Raw genomic sequence first — 25,569 nt, forward strand, 5'->3', positions numbered from 1 at the left:
GGACGCGGGCCCACCGGCGCGGATAGACTGGCACGCATGACCGAGCCCTCGATCTTCACACGCATCCTGAACGGCGAGATCCCCGGCGAGATCCTGCTCGACACCGGCCGCGTGTTCGTGATCCGGGACATCAACCCGCAGGCGCCGCTGCACGCGCTCGTCATCCCGAAGACCGAGGAGTACCGCGACGTCACGGAGCTGGCGGCGGGCGACCCCGGTCTGCTCGCCGAGCTCGTCGCGGCCGCGAAGCGCATCGCCGATGAGCACGCGAACGGCGAGTACCGCCTGATCTTCAACAACGGCGCGAGCGCCGCCCAGTCCGTCTTCCACGTGCACGCCCATGTGCTCGGCAACATCGAGGAGAACAAGCTCGTTGGCTTCTGACGAATCGGCAGACCGCCGTATCACCGCGCGCATCGAGGCGGACGGCATCGCGATGGTCCAGCTGCTCGGACCCCAGGACCGGCTCCTGCGCGTGCTGGAGAAGGAGCACCCGGAGGTGGAGGTGCTCGTGCGCGGGAACGAGATCACGCTCACCGGCGCTTCGGAGGCCGTGGCAGCGGCCCGCGCCCTCGTGGAGGAGCTGATCGCGATGACGAGGTCCGGGCACGATCTCGGTCCCGCCGACGTGACGCAGTCCGCCCGCATCCTGGGCCGCGGCGACGGTCCGCGCCCGAGCGAGGTGCTCGGCGAGGCCATCCTGTCCTCTCGAGGACGCGTGATCCGCCCGAAGACGCTCGGACAGAAGGAGTACGTCGACGCGATCGAGGAGAACACGATCGTCTTCGGCATCGGACCCGCCGGCACGGGGAAGACCTACCTCGCGATGGCGAAGGCCGTGCAGGCGCTGCAGCGCAAGGAGGTCGAGCGGATCATCCTCACGCGCCCCGCGGTGGAGGCGGGGGAGCGGCTCGGGTTCCTCCCGGGTACGCTCACCGACAAGATCGATCCGTACCTGCGCCCGCTCTACGACGCGCTCAACGAGATGATGGACCCCGAGATCGTGCCGCGGCTGATGGCCACGGGGACGATCGAGGTGGCTCCGCTCGCCTACATGCGCGGCCGCACGCTCAACGACTCCTTCGTCGTGCTCGACGAGGCGCAGAACACCACGCCGGAGCAGATGAAGATGTTCCTGACCCGGCTGGGCTTCGGCACGAAGATGGTGGTCACCGGCGACATCACGCAGGTCGACCTGCCGCAGGGCGCCTCCGGTCTGCGGCTCGTCACGCGCGTCCTCAAGGACATCGACGACATCCACTTCTCCCGGCTCACCAGCGATGACGTCGTCCGGCACACGCTCGTGGGCCGCATCGTGGACGCGTACAGCGAGTACGACGAGCAGCGCCTGGCGGCGCGGACCGAGCGTGAGCAGGCCGCGGAGTTCGCCAATCGCGCGGAGCGGCGATCGTCCCTGCGGGGGCACGGGACACAGGGCGGGCCGCGGGACCGCATGCCGAAACGAGGACGCTCATGATCGAGATCAACAACGAGTCCGCCATCGACGTCGACGAGACGGTGCTGCTGCGGCTGACGGAGCACAACCTCGCCCAGCTCAACGTGAGCCCGGACGCCGACGTCGCGATCGTGCTCGTGGACGAGGGCGCCATGGAGGCCCTGCACGTGCAGTGGATGGACGAGCCCGGTCCCACCGACGTGCTGAGCTTCCCGATGGACGAGCTTCGGCCGGGCACCGTGGACCGCCCGACGCCGCCGGGGCTGCTCGGCGACATCGTGCTGTGTCCCCAGGTCGCGGAGGGACAGGCCGTCACCGCCGGCCACAGCCTCATGGACGAGCTGATCCTGCTGACCACGCACGGTCTCCTGCACCTTCTCGGTTTCGACCATGCCGAGCCGGATGAGGAGCGGGAGATGTTCGGGCTCCAGAAGGAGCTGATCGTCGGCTTCGCGGCCGCCGAACGTCGCCGCCGATGACCGTCACCGCGCTCCTCCTCCTCGCCGGCGCCGTGCTGCTCGTGGGCTTCGGCGGGCTGATGGCGGCCATCGACGCCGCGTTCTCCGTGACCTCACGCTCGGACCTGGTCGAGATGAGCGGCGAAGGGCGAAACGCCGTGGCCCTCCAGCGCATCGCGCAGGATCCGGATCCGCACGCGAACGCCGTCGCCTTCATCCGCGTGCTGTCCGAGACCACCGCCGCGGTCCTCGTGACCGTCGCGTTCGTGCTGCTGCTGGACGAGATCTGGTGGGCCATGCTGGCGGCCGCGGTGCTGATGACCGGCATCACCTTCGTGCTGGTGGGCGCCAGCCCGCGCTCCTTCGGGCGCCGGCACGCCGACACCATGCTGCGCGGGTGCGCGCCGGTGATCCGCGGCCTGCGGATCATCATGGGGCCGCTCGCGCAGGGGCTGGCCGTGCTCGGTGCGCGCGTGACCCCCGGCGGGGGGCGGACGAGCTTCGCCTCCGAGGAGCAGCTGCTGAGCATGGTCGACGAGGCCGCGTCCCATGACCTCATCGAGGCCGACGACCGCGCGCTCATCCATTCCGTGTTCGACTTCACCGATCAGTTCGTGCGGGCGGTGATGGTGCCGCGCACCGACATGGTCACCGTGGATGCGGATGCCACGCCGACGGAGGCGATGTCGCTGTTCCTGGACCGCGGCGTCTCCCGGGTGCCGGTCGTCGACGACGATGCCGACGACGTCGTCGGCGTGCTGTACCTGAAGGATCTCGTCCAGTTCGCCTTCCGCGACGAGACCGGGTGGCGCAACGCCACGATGCGCGAGATCGCCCGCCCGCCGGCCTTCGTGCCGGAGTCGATGCGCGCGGAGACGCTGCTGCAGCAGATGAAGCGGGATGCCGTGCACGTGTGCCTGGTGGTCGACGAGCACGGCGGCATCTCCGGGCTCATCACGCTGGAGGATCTCATCGAGGAGCTCGTCGGGGAGATCGCCGACGAGTACGACCAGCCGATCGCGGAGGTCGTGGCCGTCGCGCCCGGACGATACCGGGTGAGCGCGCGCACGAGCCTGGAGGATGTGGGCGACCTGTTCGGCGTGGAGCTCGAGGACGACGACGTCGATTCCATCGCGGGTCTTCTCGCCAAGGAGCTGGGCCGGATCCCGCAGCCCGGCTCGACCGCGAACGTCCGAGGGCTGGTCCTCACCGGGGGGACGTCCCGAGGACGGGGCCGCGGGCTCGCGACGGTGTTCGTCGAGCGCGCGGAGGAGCCCCCGGGCGAAGAGGCGCAGCAGCAGGAGGAGGACCAGCATGGACACTGAGCACGACGCGGGGGCCGAGCCGGCCGGTCTCGAGCAGGCCCGCCCGGAGCGGACCGGCCTGGAATCGCCGCACCGCAGCGGGTTCGTCACGTTCGTCGGCAGGCCCAACGTCGGCAAGTCCACCCTCACCAACGCCTTGGTGGGCGAGAAGATCGCGATCACCAGCGAGAAGCCGCAGACCACGCGCCGTGCGATCCGAGGGGTCGTGACGCGTCCGGACGGCCAGCTCGTCATCGTGGACACCCCGGGGATCCATCGCCCGCGCACCCTGCTCGGGGAGCGGCTGAACGATCTCGTCGAGCAGGTCCTGGGAGACGTGGACGTCATCGGCTTCTGTGTGCCCGCGGACCAGAAGGTCGGGCCCGGGGACCGCCGCATCGCGGCATCGCTCGACGGCTACCCGCGCGCGAAGAAGGTCGCGATCGTCACCAAGGCGGATGCCGCCGCGCGGGACGAGATCACCGAGCGGCTCATGGAGGTCGATTCCCTCCGCGAGGACTGGTCGGCGGTGATCCCGCTCTCCGCGCTCACCCGCCTGCAGCTGGACGTGCTGGCCGACGAGCTTCTCGCCCTCATGCCGGAGGGGCCCGCGCTGTACGCGGAGGACACGGTGACCGACGAGTCCGACGAGGACCGCATGGCCGAGATCATCCGGGAAGCGGCCCTGGAGGGCGTGCGGGATGAGCTGCCGCACTCGATCGCCGTCACGATCGACGACGTCGCCCCGCGCGAGGACTCGGACATCCTCGACGTGCACGCCAGCATCGTCGTGGAACGGGACAGCCAGAAGGGGATCATCATCGGGCACAAGGGCGCGCGTCTGCGGGACGTCGGCTCGCGCGCGCGGGCCGGGATCGAGGAGATGCTCGGGACGCGGGTGTTCCTGGGGCTGCACGTGCGTGTGGCCAAGGAGTGGCAGCGCGATCCGAAGCAGCTCGGCCGGCTCGGGTTCTGACATGGCGGGCACGGCGCGACAGTGGGTCGCCCCGTCCTGGGGAGCCCCGGAGACCTGGCGGTTCCTCGAGACCCCGGTGCGCGACCCCGGACCCGGCGAGGTGACCATCCGGGTCCGCGCCGCGGGGGTCAACCCCGCGGACGCGAAGCACGTCGCGGCACCGCGCTCCACCGGGCCCGCCGTCGAGTGGCCGGTGCCGATCGGCTACGAGGTCTCGGGAGAGATCGTCGCCCTCGGTCCGGGGACGGCCGGAGAGCCCGTCACCCGGATCGGCTCCGGCCCGGCGGCGCAGGGGGACGAGGTCATCGCCTTCCGGGTCCGTGGCGGCTACGCCTCGGCGCTCACGATCCCGGCCGAGAAGGCCTTCCGGAAGCCGGCGGGGATGGACCATCCCGCGGCGGCGAACCTCCTGCTGGCGGGGACGACGGCGGCCGAGATGCTGGCGGTGACGGAGGTCTCGGCCGGCGACCTCGTGCTCCTGCACGGCGCGTCCGGCTCGGTCGGGATGAGCGCGCTGCAGCAGGCCCGGCGGATCGGCGCCGTCGTCATCGGGACTTCGAGCGCTGCGGGAGCGGACCGGGTGCGCCGGTTCGGCGGGCATCCCGTCGTCTACGGGCCGGGCCTGATCGACCGGGTGCGGACGATCGCCGCCGAGATCGGACGCCCCCTGTCCGCCGCGTGGGATGCCGTCGGCACGGACGAGGCCGTGGAGGCGTCGCTCGCGCTCGTGCAGGATCGGGCGCGGATCGTCACCATCGCCGCCGCGGACCGCGCGTCGGCGGAGGGGTTCCGGTGGATCGCCGGATCCCGGCCGGACAGCGCCCGGTTCCGCGACGACGCGCGAGGGCGCCTCGTGGAGCTCGCCGAACGCGGCGGGCTGGAGGTGCCGGTGTCGCGCACCTTCCCCCTGGCCGAGGCGCCGGCGGCGCTGCGCCTGCTCGCCCAGGGGCACCCGGGCGGTGCCTTCGCCCTGATCCCCTAGCTCCGCCCTCGGGCGGTCAGCGTCCGCCGGAGAAGCCGCCGCCTCCTCCGCCGCCGGAGAAGCCTCCGCCGAACGATCCGCTGGAGGAGGACGAGGAGGACGCGACCGGCGTGGCGTGGAGCGAGGATCCCATGCGCGACAGCGAGGACCCCAGCGACCCGATGGCGTACCCCGTGTACCAGGACGGGGCGGCGTCCTCGTTCTCGTAGTGCACGGCCAGCACGCGGCCCCACTCCTTCTCCATCCCGAAGAGCATGGCGTACGGGAGCAGGCGCTCGTACAGCACGATCACGTCCGCCTGGCCGTCCCGGCGCCGCTCGGCACCCGTGTAGGACTGGAGCATCCGGATCCGATCCGCCTCGGCGAGGCGGATGTACTCGCGTGCGCCCTGGAGGTGCTCCCAGGCCTCCGCTCCCGCCGGGGTCAGCAGACTCATACGCTGCGACAGCACCACGGCCATGACGATCAGCACCGCCGTGAGAAGGATCGAGATCACGAAGGCGGCGATGGCGGCGTCGCGCTGGACGACGAGGCCCGGGACGCTCAGCCCGATCGCGACCAGCCCGGCGAGGACGCCCGCGATGCCGATGACGACGGCCGTGCGCGAGCGCGCCCGACGGATCAGTCCGCGTCGCTCGGCGGCGTCGCGGCCCGCCTTCGGCAGCCGGGAGAGGCGTCCGGCCACGGCGTTGTCGGGCTCGGCGAGGTCGAGCCGTGTCCCGGCGACGCGAGCGGGGAACAGCGCGGCGAGGGCCGCACCGTCCAGCGGGTCAGGGATGCGCGCGGGATCCTGGAGCGTGAGCGTCGGCTTCTTCCCGCCCTCTTCGATCCGGAGGGCGCCGTGCACGCCGAGATGCACGATCTCGGCGGCGGTCGCCCGCGAGGCGGCACCGAGGAGCTCGCCGGCCAGCAGCGGCGGAAGGACCGCCGGCACCTCGTACTGCGCGATGACGACACCGCGTCCCTGCGCGCGGTGGCGACGGCGGACCGCGCCGCGCGCGACGGCCCCCAGGACCGGAACCAGCAGCGCTCCACCGCCGGCGACCGCGTACGGCACGACGTCGGTCACCGCGTCCGGCCTGCTCGCCGGCGACGGCTCCACCGTCCCGGGCTCCATCGCGAACGCGACCGTGATGCCGGCACCCGCGGGCAGATCCCGGGCACCGACGCGGAAGCCGCCCGCTCCGTCCGGGGCGATCTCGCAGGTGTCCCGCGAGCCGTAGCCGCCCCGATAGCACGAACGATCGCCGGTCAGGCGGCCCGCCAGCGCGTCGGAGAACTGGATCGTGGCCTGGAACGCGTCGACCGGCTGCGTGCTGTCGAGCGGGAGCAGATCCCAGTAGAACTCGTCGACGTCCGCGTCGTCCGGCCGGTGCACCACATCGCGCATCGTGTACTCGATGACGTACGTCGTCGAGCCGTGCTGGAAGGAGTCGTCCCCGATCGCGATGAAGAGGACGTCGTCCTCGGAGTCGGTCTCATACGGCACCGACGCGCCGTCGGCGTCCCGCACGGAGACGACGGTGGGGAAGATCGGCACGCCGCGGTACTTCTCCGGCAGGCCCCGGACGATGCCGCGGTTCTGGTCGGTCTCGGGGAACTCGGCGACCACCGTCTCCGTCACCCGCAGCGAGGCGCGACCCGCGTCGTCGAGACCGAGCTCGTAGCGCGCGTCCCACGACGAATAGCGGAAGTCGTTCACATCCGCCGTCGCCGCCGACGGCATGGCGACCGCGACCGCGGCGAGCACCAGGGCGACGGCGGTCAGGACGATGGTTCGGAGTCGTTTCGCCATGTCGGCCAGGCTAACCCGGTCGGGCGGCGCGTCCGGGTCAGTGCCGGGCGTGCTCGGCGATGTACGTCCGCAGCGCCTGCTCGTCGTTCGGCATCTCGGTCACCCGCTGCGGGGCGTCGAGCATGGCGCGCAGCTCGGGGGAGTAGTCCAGGTCGATCCCCAGGGCCTCGTGGATCGTGTCGGCGAACTTCTCCGGCTTCGCCGTCTCCAGCACCAGCATCGGCACCCCGTCCTCGACGAAGCGGCGGGCGACGGCCACCCCGTCGGCGGTGTGCGGGTCGATGACCTCGCCCGAGGCGGCGTGGACCGCTCGGATGGTGGCGACACGGTCCTCGTGCGTGCTCGTCCCGCTGGCGAAGCCGAACTCGCCGTCGAGGCGCGACAGCTCTGCGGAGAGGTCGATCGCACCGGTCTCGGCGAGCTCGGCCCACGCCGCGCGCACCCGGGAGGGGTCGCGGTCCAACAGGTCGTAGACGAAGCGCTCGAAGTTGGAGGCCTTGGAGATGTCCATCGACGGGCTGGACGTCGCGAGGGTCTCTGCGGCCGACCGCGGCCGATACACACCGGTGCGGAAGAACTCGTCCAGGACGTTGTTCTCGTTCGCCGCGAGGACGAGCCGCCGGATCGGCACGCCCATCCCCTTCGCGTAGTACCCGGAGAGGATGTTGCCGAAGTTGCCGGAGGGAACCGTGACGGAGACCGCGCTGTCGGCACGGCGCGGCGCGGGTACGGCGTCGGTGGCACGCAGCCAGGCCCAGAAGTAATAGACCACCTGCGCCGTGATGCGCGCCAGATTGATCGAGTTCACCGCGCCCAGATGCTGGGCCTGCTTGAACGTCAGATCGCCGGAGAGGCGCTTGACGAGGTCCTGGCAGTCGTCGAAGACCCCCTCGACCGCGATGTTGTGGACGTTGTCGTCCTGGAGCGAGTACATCTGGGCGCGCTGGAACGGACTCATCCGGCCCTGCGGGGAGAGCATGAAGACGCCGATCCTGTCCTTGCCGCGCAGCGCGTGCTCGGCGGCGGAGCCCGTGTCGCCCGACGTCGCGCCGAGGATGTTCAGCACGCCGTCGGTGCGCTCCAGCGCGTACTCCAGCGCGTGTCCGAGGAACTGCATCGCCATGTCCTTGAACGCCAGGGTCGGGCCCTCGGAGAGGCCGACCAGCGTGATCCCGCCGTCGATCGCCCGCAGCGGCACGGGGGTCGGGAACACCTCGGGCGCATATGCGGCGCGGCACAGCGCCGCCAGGTCCTCGCGGGGGATGTCCGTCGCGAAGCGGCCCAGGACCTCTGTCGCCAGCTCGGCGTAGTCCAGCTCGCGCCAGGACTCGAGCTCCTCGGCGGACACCGTCGGCAGCGAAGCGGGCACCGACAGCCCGCCGTCCGAGGCCAGACCCTCCAGCAGCGTCTCGACGTACGTCCTCGGCTCCCCGCCGCCGCGGGTGGAGATGTAGTGCACGGATGCTCCTCGATCGTTCGGGGTGTCGGGCCGCGCGACGGGCGCGCCCTTCGATTCTCGCAGGAACCGCGCCCGCTCCGGGCCTCCATGACGCGGAGTGTGCGCCCGGCGGAACGTCGGTGCTAGCATGGCCGCATGCGCGCGGGCGTTCTGCTTCTCCTTATCCGCCGCGACGAGTCCTCGTTCTAAGGGCCCACCTCGTCGCGGTGTTCGCGTTGGCCCGACTCCCGCGAGACCCGAGAAGAGAACGCCCCTCATGAAGAACACGCAGCGCCCCTCGTCCATGCCGGTCCACAAGTACCGGCCCTTCCACGAGCAGATCCGGGTCGACCTCCCGGATCGCACCTGGCCGTCGAATCGCATCACGCAGGCTCCGCGCTGGTGCGCGGTCGACCTGCGGGACGGCAATCAGGCCCTCATCGACCCGATGTCGCCCGAGCGCAAGCGCGTCATGTTCGAGCTCCTCGTGCAGATGGGCTACAAGGAGATCGAGGTCGGGTTCCCGTCGGCGAGCCAGACGGACTTCGACTTCGTCCGCCAGCTGATCGACGAGGGCCTGATCCCCGACGACGTCACCATCCAGGTACTCACCCAGGCGCGCGAGCACCTGATCGAGCGGACCTACGAGGCGATCGCGGGAGCCAAGCAGGCCATCGTGCACCTCTACAACTCCACGAGCGTCCTCCAACGGGAGGTCGTCTTCCGCTCCGACCGGCAGGGGATCATCGACATCGCCCTGAACGGGGCCCGGCTGTGCCGCGAGTACGAGAAGCGCATCCCCGAGACCGCGGTGTACTACGAGTACTCGCCGGAGAGCTACACCGGCACCGAGCTCGAGTTCGCGGCGGACATCTGCAACCAGGTGCTCGAGGTCTTCGAGCCCACGCCGGAGCGCAAGGTGATCATCAACCTCCCGGCGACCGTGGAGATGGCGACCCCGAACGTCTACGCCGACTCGATCGAATGGATGAGCCGTCATCTGAACCACCGCGAGAACGTCATCCTCTCGCTGCACCCGCACAACGACCGCGGCACCGCGGTCGCCGCCGCGGAGCTGGGCTACATGGCGGGCGCAGACCGCATCGAGGGGTGCCTGTTCGGCAACGGGGAGCGCACCGGGAACGTGGACCTCGTCGCGCTCGGGATCAACCTGTTCACGCAGGGGATCGATCCGCAGATCGACTTCAGCGACATCGACCAGGTCAAGCGAACCGTCGAGTACTGCAACCAGCTCCCGGTGCCCGAGCGCAGCCCGTGGGCGGGGGACCTGGTCTTCACCGCCTTCAGCGGATCGCACCAGGACGCGATCAAGAAGGGCTTCGAGGCGATGGCCGCCCGGGCCGACGCCGAGGGCGTCTCCGTCGACGAGATCGAGTGGGCGGTGCCGTACCTGCCGGTGGACCCGAAGGACCTCGGGCGCTCCTACGAGGCCGTGATCCGGGTGAACTCGCAGTCCGGCAAGGGCGGGGTCGCCTACCTCCTGAAGGCCGACCACGCGATCGACCTGCCCCGCAAGCTCCAGATCGAGTTCTCGGGCGTCGTCCAGGCGAAGACGGACGCGGAGGGCGGCGAGGTCACGAGCGAGCAGATCTGGTCGATCTTCTCCGACGAGTATCTGCCGGCGGCCTCGTCCGAGGACAAGTGGGGGCGGTTCGAGCTCCTCGCGACGCAGACCCGCAGCGACATGTCCGGCGAGGTGGTGCTCGACGTCGTGCTCCGCGACGACGAGCAGGAGCTCGCCGTGTCCGGCTCCGGCAACGGGCCCGTCGCGGCGTTCGTGGAGGTGCTGCGCGCGCAGGGCTTCGACATCACGGTCTACGACTACGTCGAGCACGCTCTCAGCTCCGGCGGCGACGCGCAGGCCGCCGCGTACGTGGAACTGCAGGTGGGAGACCAGCGCCTGTGGGGCGTGGGGATCGACGGCGACATCTCGACCGCGTCGCTCAAGGCGATCGTGTCGGGCGTCAACCGGTCGATCCGGGCCCGTGCGGCGGAGCTCGCCGCGGTCTGACCCGATCCGTCCGATCCGGTCCCTCTGATCCGATCCTTCTGATCCGATCCTTCTGATCCGATCCTTCTCTCGCGAGACCCCCTCCGCCCGCCGAAACCCCTCCGGGGAAGCGCGCGTGCGAGGGGGTCTCGGCGTGGAAAGGGGGTCTCGGCGCGTCGCTCGGATCAGTCCGCGGACGGCTTGATGATCGGGATGAGCCCGGTCTCCGCCGCGACCTTGCGGCGGTGCAGGCGTCGCTGCTCCGGGAGGGAGAGGTCGAAGACGACCGCCAGCACCCGGATGACGGCCGTGACGGCGATGCCGACGACGGCCGCGGGGACGATGCCCATCCCGAGCCCGTGGGCCACGACGATGAAGGCGCAGCCGGCGCCGGCCGCCACCGCATACAGCGAGCCGACGTGCATGATGGCCACCGGAAGACCCATCAGCACGTCGCGGAGCATGCCGCCGCCCGCCGCCGCGCACACCCCGATGAAGACCGCGGGCACCGGCGGGATCCCGAAGGCGATCGCCTTGCTCGTGCCGAAGGCTCCGAACATCCCGATGACGACCGCGTCCAGGCCGACGATCACCGCGTTGAGCCGCTGGAAGACGCCCGCCAGCAGCATCCCGACGAGCGCGGCACCGGCGGCGGTGAGCAGATACCAGTTGCTCTGCAGCGTCGCGGGCGGCTGGCCGATCAGGATGTCGCGGATGAGACCGCCGCCCATGCCGATCATGATGCCGATGATCGCCACTCCGAGCAGATCGAGCCGTCGCTGTCCCTGGAACCCCGAGGCGAACATCGCGCCCTGGACGCCGCCGAGGCCGACGCCCAGCAGGTCGGCCCAGAGGGGAATGGAGAAGAGCGGATCGGTCACCCCTCCATTGTCCCCGCCGCGAGGGATAATCGAACAATGCCGACCTACCGAGACGAAGCGGTGGTCCTGCGCACCCACAAGCTCGGTGAGGCGGACCGCATCGTCACGATGCTCTCGCGACGGCACGGCAAGCTCCGTGCCGTCGCGAAGGGGGTCCGGCGCACCTCCTCGAAGTTCGGCTCCCGCCTGGAGCCGTTCATGGTCGCGGACGTGCAGCTGTACGAAGGGCGTTCGCTCGACATCGTGCAGCAGGCCGAGTCGCTCGGCTCCTACGGCGCCGACATCGCGCTGCACTACGAACGGTTCACGGCGGCGAACGCCATGGTCGAGACCGCCGACCGGCTCAACGACGCCGAGGCCACGCCGGAGCAGTACCTGCTGCTCGTGGGCGGCCTTCGGGCGCTGGCGCGCGGCGAGCACGCCGCGCGCAGCATCCTCGACTCCTATCTGCTCCGCGTCATGGCGCTGTCGGGATGGGCGCCCTCGTTCGGCGACTGCGCCCGGTGCTCGCGACCCGGCCCGCACACCACGTTCGTCGCGCAGATGGGCGGGCTCGTGTGCGAGGACTGCGCGCCGGCGGGCAGCGCCCGGATCGCGGCGTCGGCGCTCGATCTGCTGCGCTCCCTGATGGCCGGTGACTGGAGCCGGGTCGATGCGGCCGCCGCCGCCGACGCGTCCGCCGCGTCCGGTCTGATCGCCGCGTACGCGCAATGGCATCTCGAGCGCGGCATCCGCTCGCTCGCCCACGTGGAAGGAGCGCGGTGACCCCTCGCGCGCAGCAGCACCCCCGTTCCCCCAAGCCGTACACGCACCGTGATGCGGTGCCGTACCGCCCTCTGGACTGGACCGGCGAGCAGCCGCCGGCCTTCCCCGCCGTCCCGAACCACGTCGCGATCGTCATGGACGGCAACGGGCGGTGGGCGAATCGCCGCGGGCTCAGCCGCATCGAGGGGCACAAGGCCGGTGAGGAGGTCCTGCTCGACGTCGTCGCCGGTGCGATCCAGGCGGGCGTACGACACCTGTCGGTCTACGCGTTCTCGACGGAGAACTGGGCGCGCTCCCCGGAGGAGGTGCGTTTTCTCATGGGCTACAACCGGGACGTGCTGCACCGGCGCCGCGATCAGCTCAACGAGTGGGGCGTGCGGGTGCGGTGGGCCGGTCGCAAGCCGCGGCTGTGGGGGAGCGTCATCAAGGAGCTGCAGTTCGCCGAGGAGCTCACCCGCGGAAACGACGTGCTCACGCTGACCATGTGCGTCAACTACGGGGGTCGGGTGGAGCTCGTGGACGCGGTCCGCGCCATCGCCGACGAGGTCAAGGCCGGGCGGATGAAGCCCAGCGCCGTGACGGAGAAGGCGATCCGCCGCCACCTCTACGTGCCCGACATGCCCGACGTCGACCTGTTCCTGCGCAGCTCGGGCGAGCAGCGGACGTCCAACTTCCTGCTGTGGCAGTCCGCCTACGCCGAGATGGTGTTCCTGGACACCCTGTGGCCGGACTTCTCGCGCCGCGAGCTGTGGCGGGCGATCGAGGTGTATCTGTCCCGCGATCGTCGCTTCGGCGGCGCGGTGGACGCCCCGGACACGGCGGACCCACCGGCCTGATCTCAGCGCGGACGGGCGGCGGAGAGAGCGCGCAGCCAGCGTCGCGCCTCTCGCGGATGCCGCAGGCGCACGATCGGAAGATCGGGGTGCGCACGCATGATCTCGGGCATCCGCTCGTCCCACTTGTGACGGGTGCGCCGCTGCCAGCGGAGGATGTCGTCCTCGCCCGTCCATGCGGCGCGGGTCCAGATCGCCGGCTCGGTGTTCCCGTTCCACAGTCGCGTGCGGAGGATGCGGCGGGCGAGGGTCCGGCGGATCAGCCGTGCCCGCACGATGCGCCACGGATAGTCGAGCCAGACGACAAGATCGGCTCGGGGCACGAGAACGGCGTCCGTGCCCTGGGACGTGTACTGCCACTCCGTCACCCAGCGCTCCTCGGCGGCGAACGCACGGACGTCGTCGAGGAAGGAGGGACGCGGCGTCCACCCGGCGCCGTGGAAGAGCGCGTCGATCTCGACGTGTCGCACTCCGGCCGCGGCGGCCACCCGCCGCGCGAACGTCGTCTTCCCGGCGCCGGTGATCCCGGCGACCAGAACCCGCAGGGGGAGGACGGGCGAGGCATCCGGGGGCGAGGGCATCCGAGGATGCTACCAACGGAATACATCCTGATTCGATGCGGTTGCATGAAGATGTGAGCAACCCCATCTCGATCGACATCTGGTCCGACATCGCCTGCCCCTGGTGCTACATCGGCAAGCGCAACCTGGAGAAGGGCCTCGCGGCGCTCCGCGACGCGGAGGATGGCCAGAGCCCCGAGGTGGAGATCACGTTCCACTCGTTCGAGCTCTCGCCGGACACACCGGTGGACTTCGACGGCGACGAGATCGACTTCCTCTCCGGTCACAAGGGGATGCCGCGCGAACAGGTCCAGCAGATGCTCGAGCGCGTGACCGGGGTCGCGCGTGAAGCGGGTCTGGAGTACCGCTTCGACCTGCTCCAGCACACGAACACCGTGAAGGCGCACGAACTGCTCCACCACGCGAAGGCGCACGGCCGCCAGCACGAGATGGAAGAGCGGCTCATGGCGGCGTACTTCACCGAGGGGCGCCACGTCGGGCGGATCGACGATCTGGTCGACCTCGCCGTCGAGGTCGGGCTGGACGCCGACGAGACGCGCGCCGCACTGGAGTCGGAGCGTCACCTCCCCGACGTGCGGCAGGATCAGGAGCAGGCGAGGGCCTACGGCATCCAGGGCGTGCCGTTCTTCGTCATCGACGGCAAGTACGGCGTCAGCGGGGCGCAGCCGCCCGCCGCGTTCGAGAACGTGCTCCGCGACCTGTGGGCTCAGCGTGCGGACGGAGCGACTGCGGACGGAGAGCGCGAGCCGGAGACGGCCTGACGCGCGGTCCCGACGCCGGATGACGCCGGCGTGGGCGCGGATCTCCGGGCTCACGCCTGCGCAGGATCCGCCCCGCCGGTCAGACGGCCTCCTGCGCGGCGGGGCCCCTCGCGGGCCGAGAGGACGGGGTCAGCGCGTGAGCGCGGCCTCGATCGCCGACACGATCGCCGGGTCATCCGGTCGCTGCTTCGGCCGGAAGCGCTGGATCGAGCCGTCCGCGCCAACGAGGAACTTCTCGAAGTTCCACTCCACGCGACCGGCCTTGCCGTTCGCGTCCGGAGTCCGGGTGAGCGCCTTGTAGAGCTCGGCGGCGTTGCGGCCGTTCACCTTGACCTTGTCGTTGACGGGGAACGTGACGCCGTACGTCGTGGAGCAGAACTCCAGGATCTGGTCCATCGAGCCGGGCTCCTGGCCGAAGAACTGGTTGCAGGGGAAGCCGAGCACTGTGAAGCCGCGGTCGGCATATGTGCGCTGCAGCTCTTCGAGCTGCGCGTACTGAGGGGTGAGACCGCATTTCGAGGCGACGTTCACGACCAGGACGACGTCGGCGTCGAGATCCTGCAGGGTCGTCTGGGCGCCCGAGGCGTCGGTGAACGGGATGCTGCGGACATCGGCACTCGTCATGCTCCTCAGCCTACGCGCGCGGCGGTGTTCGAGGCCCGATCCTGCGCGGTTCCCCGGCGCCGGCCGCTCGCCGCCACCGGGGTCGCTCATCTGGGAGAATGGAGGGGCCATGACTCTTGCTCCCGCTCCCGCCCGCCCGCTGCAGATCGGTCCGATCCGGATCGAGGCGCCCGTCGTCCTCGCCCCGATGGCGGGGATCACGAACACGGCCTTCCGGCGCCTGTGCCGGGAGTACGGTGCGGGACTGTACGTCAGCGAGATGATCACCTCGCGCGCGCTGGTCGAGCGCAACGCCATCACGATGCGTCTCATCCAGCATCACGAGAGCGAGACTCCTCGGTCGGTGCAGCTGTACGGCGTCGATCCCGCGACGATCGCCGAGGCCGTGACCATCCTCGTCGCCGAGGACCGCGCCGATCACATCGACCTGAACTTCGGATGCCCGGTGCCGAAGGTCACGCGCAAGGGCGGGGGAGCGGCGCTGCCGTGGAAGCGGTCGCTGTTCGCGGATATCGTGCAGCGGGCGGTCAAGGCCGCGGGCTCCGTGCCGCTGACGGTGAAGATGCGCAAGGGGATCGACCGCGACCACCTGACCTTCCTCGACGCGGGGCGCGCGGCGGAGGACGCCGGGGCGGCCGCGGTGGCGCTGCACGCGCGCACCGCCTCCGAGTACTACTCGGGCCACGCGGACTGGAGCGCCATCGGCGAGCTCAAGGAGGCGGTGACCTCGATCCCGGTCCTCGGCAACGGCGACATCTGGTCCGCCGACGACGCGGTGCGGATGATGGCCGAGACCGGTTGCGACGGCGTCGTCGTGGGCCGGGGCTGCCTCGGGCGGCCGTGGCTGTTCGGCGAGCTCGCGGCGGCTCTCGGTCCCGAGGGCTCCGCGGGTCCGCCGGTCGACGCGACCCTCCGTTTCGTGTCCGAGGCGTTCCGGAGGCACGCCGAGCTGCTCGTCGACTTCTTCGAGGACGAGGACCGCGGGTGCAAGGACATCCGCAAGCATGTCGCGTGGTACTTCAAGGGCTACCCGGTCGGCGGGGATCTGCGGGCCGCGCTCGCACGGGTCTCCACGCTCGCGGAGATCGACGACCTTCTCGGCACGCTGGAGGACGCGCCCTATCCGGGCGCTGCCGCCGAGGGGCAGCGCGGCCGTGCGGGGTCGCCGAAGCGGACGGCTCTTCCGGACGGCTGGCTGGAGTCCCGCGAGATCGCTGCGGAGACCGGGGCGATGATGCGCGGAGCGGAGATCGAGAACAGTGGCGGCTGAGACGGTGAGCGGCGCAGTCCGTGCGGGCGCGGCCCGCGGCGACGGCTACGACGCCCACGACGCCGCCCGGTTCTTCGCCGAGACGCACCGCTCCGAACGCGACGACTTCGCGCGGGACCGCGCGCGGGTGCTGCACTCCGCAGCGCTTCGTCGGCTGGCTGCGAAGACGCAGGTGCTCAGTCCCGCCAGCACCGCCGACTTCGCTCGGAACCGGCTCACGCACTCGCTCGAGGTCGCCCAGGTGGGCCGAGAGCTGGCGATCGCGCTCGGCGTCTCGGCGGATGTGGTGGACACGGCCTGCCTGAGCCACGACCTCGGCCATCCGCCGTTCGGGCACAACGGCGAGCGCGCGCTGAACGAGTGGGCCGAGCCCATCGGCGGCTTCGAGGGGAACGCCCAGTCGCTCCGCATCCTGACCCGCCTCGAGGCGAAGGTGCTCGACGACGACGAGCACTCGGTCGGGCTCAACCTCACTCGGGCGAGCCTGGACGCCACGTGCAAATACCCCTGGACGGTGGACAACCCGCTCCCGGATCCGGGAGGGCGTCTCAAGTTCGGGGTGTACCCCGAGGACGAGGCGGTCTTCCGCTGGATGCGGGAGGGCGCCCCGGGGCGGTTGCGCTGCATCGAGGCCGAGATCATGGACCTCTCCGACGACATCGCCTACTCGGTCCACGACTTCGAGGACGCGATCGTCAACGGCTACCTGGATGTGGCCAAGCTCGCCGATCCCGCCGAGCACCACGCGCTCATCGGTCGCATCCAGCAGTGGGTGGGCTACGACTTCACCCGCGAGGACCTGGCCGACGCTCTGTACCGGCTGACCTGCCAGCCGATGTGGCTGAAGTCCTTCGACCGCTCGCGCCGGGACCTGGCGCGGCTGAAGAACCTCACCAGCGACCTCATCGGGCGCTTCGCCCGTGCGGCGGTCTCCGCGACCCGGGAGGCCTACGAGGGGCCGAGGCTGGCGCGGTACAGCGCGCACGTCGTGGTGCCTCCGGTGATCGAGGCCGAGATCGCCGTGCTGAAGGGGATCATGGGCCAGGCGATCGTCACGATCGACGCGCGCCGCGGCGTGTACAAGGAGCAGCGCCGCGTGCTCAAGCGGCTGGCCGATGCACTATGGTCCACGGACACTCTCTGGCGTGCGGGCGCCGACGTGCTGGAGCCGGCGTTCGCCGCGGACTTCCTCGCGGCCGAGACGGATGCGGAGCGAGCGCGGGTGGTCGTGGACCAGATCGCGAGCCTGACGGACCAGACCGCGGTCGACTGGCACAACCGCCTGGTGGGGGACATCGATCCCGCCGAGGTCGGCATCTGGACGCCGCGGCATGCACGGCCGGCGGGCCGGGCGCACGCCGCACGCGGCGCGGACGCCGTCGAGGTGCACTGATGCCGCGCATCAGCCAGGCCGATATCGACGAGGTCAAGGCGCGCACCAACATCGCGGACATCGTGGGCGAACGGGTCTCGCTCAAGTCCGCGGGCGTGGGCTCCATGAAGGGCCTGTGCCCGTTCCACGACGAGAAGAGCCCCAGCTTCCACGTGCGGCCGCAGGTGGGCTTCTACCACTGCTTCGGCTGCGGCGCCTCCGGAGACGTCTACTCGTTCCTGCGGGAGATGGACCACGTCAGCTTCACCGAGGCGGTGGAGCGGCTGGCCGCGCGCATCGGCTACACCCTGCACTACGAGGACGGCGGCGCCGCGCCGGAGACGAGCGGGCGCAGCAGGCTGTACGCCGCGAACACCGCGGCCGCGGAGTTCTTCCGCGGCCAGCTGCTCAGCGCCGAGGCGGAGTCGGCCCGCCGCTTCCTCGGCGAGCGCGGGTTCGACGCGGGCGCCGCGGCGCACTTCGGCGTGGGATACGCCCCGCGCGGCTGGGACGGGCTGCTCAAGGCGCTGACCGCCCAGGGCTTCACCCGTGACGAGCTGAGCGCGGCCGGGCTGGTGTCGACCGGGCAGCGGGGCGTCTACGACCGATTCCGCGGCCGCGTCGTATGGCCGATCCGCGACGTCACCGGGCAGACCATCGGCTTCGGCGCCCGGCGTCTGTACGAGGACGACAAGGGCCCCAAATACCTGAACACGCCGGAGACGCCGATCTACAAGAAGGCCCAGGTGCTCTACGGGCTCGATCTCGCCAAGCGCGACATCTCCCGTGGCGATCCGAGACGGGTCGTGGTCGTTGAGGGCTACACCGATGTCATGGCCTGCCACCTGGCCGGGGTGACCACCGCGATCGCCACCTGTGGCACGGCGTTCGGCGCGGAGCACATCAAGGTGCTGCGCCGGGTGATGGGCGACGACTCCGCGCACGGTGAGGTCGTCTTCACGTTCGACGGCGACGAGGCCGGACAGAAGGCGGCGCTGCGCGCCTTCGCCGAGGACAACCGCTTCACTGCGCAGACGTTCGTGGCGGTGGCGCCGGACGGCCTGGATCCCTGCGACCTGCGCCTGCAGCGCGGTGACGCGGCGGTGCGGTCCCTCCTCTCTGCGAAGGTGCCGATGTTCGAGTTCGTCATCGACCGGAGGCTCGCGTCCTACGACCTCGCGACCGTCGAGGGGCGTGTCGGGGCTCTCCGTGCCGCCGCGCCGATCGTGGCGGAGATCCGCGATCGGCTCCTTCGCCCGGAGTACGAGCGCGTTCTCGCGCGCCGCCTCGGGATGGACCCGGACGACGTCCACGCGGAGGTGCGCAGGCAGACCCCCCGGGCGGCGGAGGGGCGCGAGCAGGGGGCGCGCCCGGCCGACCCGCCGACGGCGCGTCCGGCGGGCGGCGCCGGCCAGGGCGGCGATACGTCGCCGCAGGCCCTCGCCCCGGTGACCCTGGCGGCCCTTCCGCGTACCGGGGTCGCCTCGCTGGAACGGGATGCTCTGACCGGTGCGCTGCAGTACGGCCATCAGGTGGACCATGAGCTTCTCCAGCGCGCGCTGAGCGCTCCGTTCGAGATCCCCGCGCTCGACGCCGTCCGCGAGGCGGTCGCCGCGGCCGGGGACCGCTCTCGTCCCGGGTGGGTCATCGCGGCGGTCGACGCGGTGCGGGAGCCGTACCGGAGTCTTGCCGGCGAGCTCCTGATGCGGGCGTTCCCGGCTCGGGACGAGGCAGGCGCGGTGGCGTCGACGACGGATCTCGCGCGCCGGCTGATCCAGCGGCACCTCGACCGCGAGAAGCACGAGCTGCTGGGCGCGATCCAGCGGGTCCCGCCGGACTCGGACGGCGGGCGCGCCCTGCGCGTGCGCCTCCGGGACATCGACCTCGAACGGCAGCGTTTCGTCGAGTCGTGACGCGTCGACGCCGTCGAACAGGCAGGATGGAGGACATGGCGCGTTTCGAGGGGGACGAGTCGATCGCGATCGACTGCGACGACATCGTGATCGACCGACAGGGACACAGCACGCCCACCCGCGCCGTGGACGGGGTGAGCTTCCGTCTGCAGGCGGGGGAGCTCATGTGCATCGCGGGTGCGACCGGCTCCGGGAAGACGACCCTGGTCGGGGCGCTCGCGGGTTCCACCGACCCCTCGTTGCGGGTGGTCGGCGGAGACGCGCGCGTGTGCGGGATCTCGATCCGTCGCCCCGGGCGTCGGCATCGCGAGCTCACGTACCTCACCGGCTACGTCCCGCAGAACGGCGGGGCGGACCTGAACCCGCAGTTGACCGTCCAGGAGATCATCGCCGAGCCGATCCTTCAGCGGGAGCGTCGCGTGAACACGAAGGCGCTGGCGATCCGGGTGGCGACGCTCCTCGACGAACTGCACCTGCCGCTCGGCGCGGCGGCGAAGTTCCCCTATGAGCTGAGCGCGGGCATGCGCCAGCGCGTCGCGATCGCCCGGTCCTTCGTGCTGGAGCCGCGCGTCCTGATCGCGGACGAGCCCCTGGCGAACCTGGACCTCGAGGTCCGTCACGTCGTGTTCGACGCCATCTCCCGGCGCCGTGCGGACGAGGGCATGGCTGCGCTCCTGGTCAGCAACGACGCCGCCTTCGCCCGGGAACTGGGCGCCGAGACCCTGATGATCCGGGAGGGTCACGTGGTCGCGCGGGGCGCCGGTGCCGATCTCGTCTGGACCCCGGGGACGGAGCCGGACCGGGCGTCGTCGCGGTGAGCAGGACGCCGCGCGGACGACACGCGCGAGGCGCGGCCCGGTTCGGGAGCACGACGCGGATCCTGCTATGATCGATGAGTTGTCCGCGCAGCGGTGAACATTCCCCTGTAGCTCAATTGGCAGAGCAGCCGGCTGTTAACCGGCAGGTTGTTGGTTCGAGTCCAACCGGGGGAGCCAGCAGAAGGCGCCTCGTCCCGTTCGGGACGAGGCGCCTTTCGCCTGTCGCAGAGAAGGTCACAGGGCGACGCCCCGCTCCCGCGCGGATGCGAGACTCGAGGGATGACGGATTCCTTCGAGGCCTTGATCGAGATCGGCGACACGGCCGACGTCTCGGGATGGGACTTCTCCTGGCTCGAGGGTCGTGCGAGCGAGGAGCGGCCGCCGTGGGGATATGCCCGGCTCCTCGCCGAACGCCTGACGAAGGCGACGGCATCGCTCGACATCCAGACCGGCGGCGGGGAGGTTCTCGCGGAGGCCGGCGTCTTTCCGCCGGTCGCCGTCGCGACGGAGTCCTGGCCGCCGAACGTCGCTCGGGCATCGCGTCTGCTGCACCCTCGTGGGGTGGTCGTCGTCGCTGATCCGGACGAGCCGCCGCTGCCGTTCGCGGATGAGGCGTTCGACCTGGTGACCAGCCGGCATCCGGCGACGATCTGGTGGGACGAGATCGCCCGGGTTCTCCGGCCGGGCGGGACCTATCTCGCGCAGCATGTGGGGCCGGCGAGCGTGTTCGAGCTCATCGAGTTCTTCCTCGGGCCCCAGCCCGAGGGGCGGCGCCACCGGCGTCCGGAAGACGAGGCGGCGGACGCGGAGTCCGCCGGGCTGCAGATCACCGATCTGAGGACGGCGACCCTGCGCATCGAGATCCACGATGTCGCGGCGGTCGTCTACCTGCTGAGAAGGGTCGTCTGGTGGGTTCCGGGGTTCTCCGTCGAGCGGTTCCGCCCTCGGCTGCGCGAGCTCCATGACCTCCTTCGCCGAGAGGGCCCGTTCGTCGCGCACGCGACGCGCCATCTCATCGAGGCCCGGAAGCCCCGGCGATGACGGACGACTCGGTCTCCGGCCTCGATCTGGCCCGACGGTTCTACGCCGAGGCGGTCGAGCCTCTCGTCGATGTGCCGCACGCCGCGGCCCTCCTGGGGGAGGGATCCGAGGTGCTCGGCTTCGACACCCTGCGTTCCCGGGACCATGAATGGGGGCCGAGAGTTCAGATCCTCGTGGCGGACGAGCATGGATGCGGCCGACTGGCTCGGCGTGCCCCAGCAGCGGTTGCTCCATGCGACCGCCGGGGAGGTCTTCCGGGACGACGACGGCGCCCTCACCGACATCCGCGACGTGCTCACGTGGTATCCGGACGATGTCTGGGCCTGGATGATGCTCACGACCTGGCACTTGATCGGTGCGGCCGAGCCGCTGCGCGGGCGGTGCATCGAGACGGGCGACGTGATCGGATCGCGTCTGCTGACTGCGAGGCTCTGTCGCCTGGCCATGGAGCTCGTGTTCCTGCAGGAGCGCGCGTACTGGCCCTACGACAAGTGGTTCGGGGCGGCCTTCGCCCGTCTCCTTCCCGCCGCCCAGCTCGCACCGCTTCTCGATCGCGCTCTCACCGCGCGCGGGCAGGAGGCGGCGACGGCTGCGCTTCATGAGCTGTTCACCCGACTCGGGGAGCGGCAGAGCCGCCTGTCCTTGGGGTCCCCGGTGCGACCCCGCCTCGCGCCGTTCGATGTCGGCATCAACGGCGCGATCCGTCCGTATCTCACGATCAACGCGGGCGAGTTCGTGGAGAGCCTCCGTGGGAGCATCTCGGACCCGTCATTGCGCGCGCTCGTCCCGGTGGGGTCCCTCGATCAGCTCACGCACGCCGATGATGCCGTCGTCACGCACACCGACTGGCCGGCTCGGCTCTCTCGCGAGTATCGCGACGCCCTGACGGGGGAGACCTGACCCGAGGCGCGACCCCCCGCAGCCGTTGGCCGTGCGCCTCAACGGAGATCCCGGCGCAGCGGCGCGATGACCGCGATCCCCGCGGCCCCCAACGCGTAGGCGACGAGGACGCCGGCGCCGGCCATGGGGGGAAGCAACGGAGCCGGCCCCAGAGACGTCTCGGCCGCGATCGCGTCGGTCAGGAAGGTGAACCGCGTGAGGGACGCGGTGGCGCCGCCGGGCAGGAACGGGTACAGGACGTTGACGCCCGGGATGACCATCAGGATGTACTCGACCAGATAGAAGTATCCCAGGACGATGCCCATGGCGACGAGGGTATGCCGGGCCAGTGCCCCGACCGCGACTCCGATCAGCATGTAGGCGGCCGCAGCGAGGGCGAGCTGGGTGAGGATCGTCACGAGCGGTCCCGTCGGCATTCCGAAGCGCACGCCCCGGAGTTGCGCCGCCCCGACGAGGACGAGTCCCGCCGTCACCGACGCGGTCACGCCGTACAGGAGGCCGAGGCCGGTGTAGACGACGAGCTTCGCGGCCAGGACCCGGCCACGGCGCGGGATCATCAGGAACGTCGTGGCGATGGTGCGATGACGGTACTCGGCGGTCACGGCGAGAGTGCCGATCAGCGCCGGGACGAACAGCAGCACGCCGCCGAGGCCGAGGAGGAGAGCAGCCCCTTCCGTCGTGTCCAGACCGGGCATCGGCGGCGAGGCATTCTCCGGGCCGATGAGCGCGAGGAGTCCGGGGAGCACCCCGCCGACGCCCATCGCGGCCAGGACGGTCCAGAGAGGCAGGTGTGTCGCCGCAAGCCGAGCGATCTCTCCGCGCACGGCGTTCACGCGGCGACCTCCGCCCCGGTCAGGCGGAGGAACGCGCTCTCGAGCGTTTCACCGTCGGACACCAGATCCGCGATCGGCCCCGACCAGGCGACCGCGCCCTGGTCGAGGAGGACGACGTCATCCGCGCTCTGCTGGATCTCCCCGAGCAGGTGGCTGGAGACGAGCACGGTCCCCCCACGTGCGGCGAAGTCGCGCAGGACGCCGCGCAGCCATGCGACCCCGGCCGGATCGAGGCCGTTGGCCGGCTCGTCCAGCACGAGGGCCTCGGGCTCTCCGAGGAGAGCGGCGGCCAGCGCGAGCCGCTGCCGCATGCCGGTGGAGAAGCCGCCGACACGCCGGTCGGCGTACTGCTCGGCGCCGACCGCGCCGAGCACCGCATCGACGCGGGCGCGAGGCAGTCCGCCGAGCGCGCACAGCGTCCGCAGGTGTGCCCGAGCGGTCATCCGGGGGTGGGCGCCGGCGATGTCGAGGACCGCCCCGACGGTGCGAGCGGGCGCGACGAGGTCGCGATAGGTGTATCCCGAGATCGTGGCGGCCCCGGCATCTGGGCGAATGAGGCCGAGGAGCATGCGGAGGGTCGTCGACTTCCCGGCGCCGTTGGGGCCGAGGAAACCGGTGACGCGCCCAGGGCGGGCGATGAAGCCGACGTCTGCCACGGCGACGACGTCGCCGAAGGACTTACGCAGCCCGACGAGGCGGATCTCGGTGCTCACCGGTCGCTCCCTTCACGGATCGATCGGGCGAGGGCGTCGGCGTCCGGGGTGCTCACGAGCAGCTCGTCGAATCCCGTCTCGGCACGGTCGAGCAGGATCCGCAGCAGAGGCAGACCCCGCTTCATCGACACCAGCCGCCGCACTCCGGACGGATGGGTGAAGACGCCGAGCTTCCGGAACCCCGACACCACGAGACCGGAACGCATGCCGAGGATCTCGGAGGTCCAGCCGGGCGCTGCCGCGGCGTCCCGGACGACGTCGTTCGATGCGGTGAACGACGCCCGGCCGGCCATCGCGGACTCCCACCCCGGGAACAGCACCCGAACGGCGCGTCCCGTGTACTCCACCTCGGTCATGATCCGTTCCCTTCGTAGAATCGATGCAGTGTCGAGAACATTATCATGCTGATAATAATGGAGGTCGCGACGTGACGGAAGCAACCCCGATCGCCGATGTCGTGCTGCATCCGGTGCGGCTGCGGGTCGTGCAGCAGCTGGGCGGACGACAGCTCACGACGGCCCAGCTGCGCGCCGCGCTGCCGGATGTGACGCAGGCCACGCTGTACCGCCATGTGGCGACGCTGGTGGAGGCGGGCATCCTCGTCGTCGTGGACGAACGGAAGGTGCGCGGTGCGGTCGAACGCACGCTGGCGCTGGGCGAGCGGATGGCCCACGTGGACCGGGAGGAGCTGCGTCAGGTGGACGAGGCTGTGCTGAGGACAGCGTTCCTCACCTTCCTCGGCGAGATGTCGGCGGACTTCGATCGGTTCCTCGCCGCGGATCCCGGTCTCCGAGACTTCTCGGGTTTCGGACGGACGGTGCTGTACGTCGACGAGGATGACCTCGCCCGCATCCAGGCAGGCCTGGCCGAACTCCTGTCGCCCTACTTCGAGGCGCGATCGGGTCGGCGCCGGGTCACGCTCTCGACGGTGCTGACGCCCGATCCTGGCGCGACGGTCGAGCTCCGGTAGGCGGTCGGAGCGCTGACTCTCCGTCATCCGACGCGCGCGATCGACGAGGGATGCGCCGCGCGCACCTGTCAGAGGACGGGGAACCCGTGCGGCTCCCCGGTGCAGGGGGCGAGCCAGGTGAAGGCGTGTTGGCAGCCCGCTTCTGTCGCGCGGACCGGTGAGCGTACCCGATAGACGACGTAGGCGTCCGCCGTCAGGGGCTCATCGACGCCCATACTGACAAGGGTCGAATCCGGGTCTTCGGGAGAGGGCAGAGCACACCGAGTCGGTTGATGCGCCGGCGGGTCGCCGCTCGGCGTCGTCCACCACAGGCTCGTCGCGTAATCGTCCTTCCCGCCGGCGCCGATGTCTGGCGAGAGAACGTCGAAGAGCGTCTCCGCGCAGGTGGGGGTGCCGGCAGTGTGGCCGCCGAGACGAGCCGCGACCTCAGCGGCGTCGCCGGCTCCGGGGGCGAGCGGGTAGATCTCGTAGGCCACGAGCGCGCACTCCTGCCAGTAGAACATGATCAGATCCTGCTCGCCGTCTCCATCGCTGTACCGCGGCGTGAGCCAGCACGACACCGCGGTCCAGGAACGCGCCGGCGCGCCCAGTCCTCGGATCGGGCCGCGGATCTGGGACTGACGGGACAGCAGCCCCGCTTGCTCCTGCGCGAGTTCGTCGACGAGTCGATGGGCGTTGTTCGTGTTGATGACCCGCAGAATCGGGTCGGGCGCGAATGCGATGACGGCCAGCAGCGCGAACACACTGATGGTGCCGACGATCCGGCGACGACGCGGGGACCACGGCGCAGACGAAATGCGATCCGGTGTCCCGGTGTCGGTCGCTGGCGACGCGGTCGGAGGATACATGTCGTCTCCCTTCTCCCGGAAGCGGA

Annotated in this window: 26 protein-coding genes and 1 tRNA gene; 18 read left to right on the forward strand and 9 right to left on the reverse strand. The window is 70.9% G+C overall.

Features of this window, described 5'->3' with window-relative positions; genetic code table 11:
• Window positions 1–36: 36 nt before the first annotated feature.
• From K8F61_RS03445 to K8F61_RS03470, 6 genes are read left to right on the forward strand one after another with little or no spacing between them, the layout of a single operon-like run.
• Window positions 37–384: an HIT domain-containing protein gene (locus K8F61_RS03445; RefSeq protein ID WP_067242665.1), complete on the forward strand. Its 348-nt coding sequence runs from the start codon at window positions 37–39 to the stop codon at window positions 382–384.
• A 52-nt stretch (window positions 385–436) separates the two neighbouring features.
• Window positions 437–1,477, forward strand: coding sequence for a PhoH family protein (locus K8F61_RS03450; RefSeq protein WP_231821507.1), 1,041 nt, complete (start codon window positions 437–439; stop codon window positions 1,475–1,477).
• Window positions 1,474–1,935 carry an rRNA maturation RNase YbeY gene (ybeY, locus tag K8F61_RS03455; protein ID WP_067242660.1) on the forward strand — a complete coding sequence of 154 codons (462 nt, stop codon included), beginning with the start codon at window positions 1,474–1,476 and terminating at the stop codon, window positions 1,933–1,935. The genes K8F61_RS03450 and ybeY overlap by 4 nt, the downstream gene beginning before the upstream one ends.
• Entirely contained in the window at window positions 1,932–3,239 is a 1,308-nt protein-coding gene (locus tag K8F61_RS03460; RefSeq protein ID WP_067242658.1) for a hemolysin family protein, read from the forward strand. The genes ybeY and K8F61_RS03460 overlap by 4 nt, the downstream gene beginning before the upstream one ends.
• A complete protein-coding gene (gene era / locus K8F61_RS03465; protein WP_231820694.1) occupies window positions 3,229–4,194 on the forward strand; it encodes a GTPase Era in 966 nt (321 codons plus the stop codon). Before K8F61_RS03460 ends, era begins: the two co-directional genes overlap by 11 nt.
• 1 nt (window position 4,195) lies before the next feature.
• Window positions 4,196–5,176: an NADP-dependent oxidoreductase gene (locus K8F61_RS03470; protein WP_231820695.1), complete on the forward strand. Its 981-nt coding sequence runs from the start codon at window positions 4,196–4,198 to the stop codon at window positions 5,174–5,176.
• Between the two features lie 16 nt (window positions 5,177–5,192).
• Here K8F61_RS03470 and K8F61_RS03475 read toward each other — a convergent pair whose 3' ends face one another.
• Window positions 5,193–6,971, reverse strand: a complete 1,779-nt coding sequence (locus K8F61_RS03475; RefSeq protein WP_231820696.1) for a DUF2207 domain-containing protein — start codon at window positions 6,969–6,971, stop codon at window positions 5,193–5,195.
• A gap of 37 nt (window positions 6,972–7,008) precedes the next feature.
• On the reverse strand, window positions 7,009–8,430 hold the full coding sequence (gene thrC, locus K8F61_RS03480) for a threonine synthase (RefSeq protein ID WP_231820697.1): 1,422 nt from the start codon (window positions 8,428–8,430) through the stop codon (window positions 7,009–7,011).
• Between the two features lie 256 nt (window positions 8,431–8,686).
• Here thrC and leuA point away from each other — a divergent pair, with 256 nt between their 5' ends.
• The gene (gene leuA, locus K8F61_RS03485) at window positions 8,687–10,441 is read left to right on the forward strand and encodes a 2-isopropylmalate synthase (protein ID WP_067242651.1); all 1,755 of its coding nucleotides are present in this window, start codon (window positions 8,687–8,689) and stop codon (window positions 10,439–10,441) included.
• A 164-nt stretch (window positions 10,442–10,605) separates the two neighbouring features.
• Here the strand turns inward: leuA and K8F61_RS03490 are convergent, their stop codons facing one another.
• Window positions 10,606–11,301 (reverse strand): trimeric intracellular cation channel family protein, encoded by a 696-nt coding sequence (locus tag K8F61_RS03490; protein ID WP_067242649.1) that lies wholly within the window; start codon window positions 11,299–11,301, stop codon window positions 10,606–10,608.
• Between the two features lie 36 nt (window positions 11,302–11,337).
• On the opposite strand from K8F61_RS03490, the gene recO reads away from it, so the two are divergent.
• Window positions 11,338–12,066: a DNA repair protein RecO gene (gene recO / locus K8F61_RS03495; RefSeq protein ID WP_067242647.1), complete on the forward strand. Its 729-nt coding sequence runs from the start codon at window positions 11,338–11,340 to the stop codon at window positions 12,064–12,066.
• Complete coding sequence (locus K8F61_RS03500) at window positions 12,063–12,902, forward strand: isoprenyl transferase (protein ID WP_067242645.1); 840 nt, start codon at window positions 12,063–12,065, stop codon at window positions 12,900–12,902. The genes recO and K8F61_RS03500 overlap by 4 nt, the downstream gene beginning before the upstream one ends.
• Before the next feature lie 2 nt (window positions 12,903–12,904).
• Here K8F61_RS03500 and K8F61_RS03505 read toward each other — a convergent pair whose 3' ends face one another.
• Window positions 12,905–13,480 carry a P-loop NTPase family protein gene (locus K8F61_RS03505; RefSeq protein WP_231820698.1) on the reverse strand — a complete coding sequence of 192 codons (576 nt, stop codon included), beginning with the start codon at window positions 13,478–13,480 and terminating at the stop codon, window positions 12,905–12,907.
• 53 nt (window positions 13,481–13,533) lie between these two features.
• On the opposite strand from K8F61_RS03505, the gene K8F61_RS03510 reads away from it, so the two are divergent.
• Entirely contained in the window at window positions 13,534–14,241 is a 708-nt protein-coding gene (locus K8F61_RS03510) for a DsbA family oxidoreductase (protein ID WP_231820699.1), read from the forward strand.
• Window positions 14,242–14,370: 129 nt separating this feature from the next.
• Here the strand turns inward: K8F61_RS03510 and K8F61_RS03515 are convergent, their stop codons facing one another.
• Window positions 14,371–14,865 carry a glutathione peroxidase gene (locus K8F61_RS03515; protein ID WP_067242639.1) on the reverse strand — a complete coding sequence of 165 codons (495 nt, stop codon included), beginning with the start codon at window positions 14,863–14,865 and terminating at the stop codon, window positions 14,371–14,373.
• A gap of 109 nt (window positions 14,866–14,974) precedes the next feature.
• Between K8F61_RS03515 and dusB the strand changes: the two genes are divergently transcribed.
• The 7 genes from dusB (at window position 14,975) to K8F61_RS03550 (ending at window position 22,179) form a co-directional block, all read left to right on the forward strand.
• A complete protein-coding gene (gene dusB / locus K8F61_RS03520; protein WP_067242637.1) occupies window positions 14,975–16,135 on the forward strand; it encodes a tRNA dihydrouridine synthase DusB in 1,161 nt (386 codons plus the stop codon).
• 4 nt (window positions 16,136–16,139) lie between these two features.
• A complete protein-coding gene (locus K8F61_RS03525) occupies window positions 16,140–17,528 on the forward strand; it encodes a deoxyguanosinetriphosphate triphosphohydrolase (RefSeq protein WP_231820700.1) in 1,389 nt (462 codons plus the stop codon).
• Window positions 17,528–19,420, forward strand: coding sequence for a DNA primase (dnaG, locus tag K8F61_RS03530; RefSeq protein ID WP_231820701.1), 1,893 nt, complete (start codon window positions 17,528–17,530; stop codon window positions 19,418–19,420). The genes K8F61_RS03525 and dnaG overlap by 1 nt, the downstream gene beginning before the upstream one ends.
• A gap of 35 nt (window positions 19,421–19,455) precedes the next feature.
• Window positions 19,456–20,238: an ATP-binding cassette domain-containing protein gene (locus tag K8F61_RS03535; protein WP_067244611.1), complete on the forward strand. Its 783-nt coding sequence runs from the start codon at window positions 19,456–19,458 to the stop codon at window positions 20,236–20,238.
• 101 nt (window positions 20,239–20,339) lie between these two features.
• Window positions 20,340–20,415, forward strand: a tRNA-Asn gene (locus tag K8F61_RS03540).
• 102 nt (window positions 20,416–20,517) lie between these two features.
• Complete coding sequence (locus tag K8F61_RS03545) at window positions 20,518–21,279, forward strand: class I SAM-dependent methyltransferase (protein ID WP_231820702.1); 762 nt, start codon at window positions 20,518–20,520, stop codon at window positions 21,277–21,279.
• Window positions 21,280–21,465: 186 nt separating this feature from the next.
• A complete protein-coding gene (locus K8F61_RS03550; RefSeq protein ID WP_231820703.1) occupies window positions 21,466–22,179 on the forward strand; it encodes a DUF4037 domain-containing protein in 714 nt (237 codons plus the stop codon).
• Window positions 22,180–22,217: 38 nt separating this feature from the next.
• Here the strand turns inward: K8F61_RS03550 and K8F61_RS03555 are convergent, their stop codons facing one another.
• The 3 genes from K8F61_RS03555 to K8F61_RS03565 are packed head-to-tail and all read right to left on the reverse strand — an operon-like array spanning window position 22,218 to window position 24,081.
• Window positions 22,218–23,012, reverse strand: coding sequence for an ABC transporter permease (locus tag K8F61_RS03555; protein WP_231820704.1), 795 nt, complete (start codon window positions 23,010–23,012; stop codon window positions 22,218–22,220).
• On the reverse strand, window positions 23,009–23,725 hold the full coding sequence (locus K8F61_RS03560) for an ABC transporter ATP-binding protein (RefSeq protein ID WP_231820705.1): 717 nt from the start codon (window positions 23,723–23,725) through the stop codon (window positions 23,009–23,011). Before K8F61_RS03560 ends, K8F61_RS03555 begins: the two co-directional genes overlap by 4 nt.
• Window positions 23,722–24,081 carry a hypothetical protein gene (locus K8F61_RS03565; RefSeq protein WP_067244600.1) on the reverse strand — a complete coding sequence of 120 codons (360 nt, stop codon included), beginning with the start codon at window positions 24,079–24,081 and terminating at the stop codon, window positions 23,722–23,724. The genes K8F61_RS03560 and K8F61_RS03565 overlap by 4 nt, the downstream gene beginning before the upstream one ends.
• A 71-nt stretch (window positions 24,082–24,152) precedes the next feature.
• On the opposite strand from K8F61_RS03565, the gene K8F61_RS03570 reads away from it, so the two are divergent.
• Window positions 24,153–24,695, forward strand: a complete 543-nt coding sequence (locus K8F61_RS03570) for a helix-turn-helix domain-containing protein (RefSeq protein WP_231820706.1) — start codon at window positions 24,153–24,155, stop codon at window positions 24,693–24,695.
• 68 nt (window positions 24,696–24,763) lie between these two features.
• Here the strand turns inward: K8F61_RS03570 and K8F61_RS03575 are convergent, their stop codons facing one another.
• Entirely contained in the window at window positions 24,764–25,543 is a 780-nt protein-coding gene (locus K8F61_RS03575; protein WP_231820707.1) for a hypothetical protein, read from the reverse strand.
• Window positions 25,544–25,569: the final 26 nt, after the last annotated feature.

The sequence above is a fragment of the Microbacterium resistens genome, assembly GCF_021172025.1.
Lineage (GTDB): Bacteria > Actinomycetota > Actinomycetes > Actinomycetales > Microbacteriaceae > Microbacterium > Microbacterium resistens.

Bases quoted from the DNA above. Each gene is read 5' to 3' on its own strand.
- K8F61_RS03445 (WP_067242665.1), top strand. From the start codon at position 37: ATGACCGAGCCCTCGATCTTCACACGCATCCTGAACGGCGAGATCCCC.
- K8F61_RS03450 (WP_231821507.1), top strand. From the start codon at position 437: ATGGTCCAGCTGCTCGGACCCCAGGACCGGCTCCTGCGCGTGCTGGAG.
- ybeY (WP_067242660.1), top strand. From the start codon at position 1,474: ATGATCGAGATCAACAACGAGTCCGCCATCGACGTCGACGAGACGGTG.
- K8F61_RS03460 (WP_067242658.1), top strand. From the start codon at position 1,932: ATGACCGTCACCGCGCTCCTCCTCCTCGCCGGCGCCGTGCTGCTCGTG.
- era (WP_231820694.1), top strand. From the start codon at position 3,229: ATGGACACTGAGCACGACGCGGGGGCCGAGCCGGCCGGTCTCGAGCAG.
- K8F61_RS03470 (WP_231820695.1), top strand. From the start codon at position 4,196: ATGGCGGGCACGGCGCGACAGTGGGTCGCCCCGTCCTGGGGAGCCCCG.
- K8F61_RS03475 (WP_231820696.1), bottom strand. From the start codon at position 6,971: ATGGCGAAACGACTCCGAACCATCGTCCTGACCGCCGTCGCCCTGGTG.
- leuA (WP_067242651.1), top strand. From the start codon at position 8,687: ATGAAGAACACGCAGCGCCCCTCGTCCATGCCGGTCCACAAGTACCGG.
- recO (WP_067242647.1), top strand. From the start codon at position 11,338: ATGCCGACCTACCGAGACGAAGCGGTGGTCCTGCGCACCCACAAGCTC.
- K8F61_RS03505 (WP_231820698.1), bottom strand. From the start codon at position 13,480: ATGCCCTCGCCCCCGGATGCCTCGCCCGTCCTCCCCCTGCGGGTTCTG.
- K8F61_RS03515 (WP_067242639.1), bottom strand. From the start codon at position 14,865: ATGACGAGTGCCGATGTCCGCAGCATCCCGTTCACCGACGCCTCGGGC.
- dusB (WP_067242637.1), top strand. From the start codon at position 14,975: ATGACTCTTGCTCCCGCTCCCGCCCGCCCGCTGCAGATCGGTCCGATC.
- dnaG (WP_231820701.1), top strand. From the start codon at position 17,528: ATGCCGCGCATCAGCCAGGCCGATATCGACGAGGTCAAGGCGCGCACC.
- K8F61_RS03535 (WP_067244611.1), top strand. From the start codon at position 19,456: ATGGCGCGTTTCGAGGGGGACGAGTCGATCGCGATCGACTGCGACGAC.
- K8F61_RS03545 (WP_231820702.1), top strand. From the start codon at position 20,518: ATGACGGATTCCTTCGAGGCCTTGATCGAGATCGGCGACACGGCCGAC.
- K8F61_RS03550 (WP_231820703.1), top strand. From the start codon at position 21,466: ATGGATGCGGCCGACTGGCTCGGCGTGCCCCAGCAGCGGTTGCTCCAT.
- K8F61_RS03565 (WP_067244600.1), bottom strand. From the start codon at position 24,081: ATGACCGAGGTGGAGTACACGGGACGCGCCGTTCGGGTGCTGTTCCCG.
- K8F61_RS03575 (WP_231820707.1), bottom strand. From the start codon at position 25,543: ATGTATCCTCCGACCGCGTCGCCAGCGACCGACACCGGGACACCGGAT.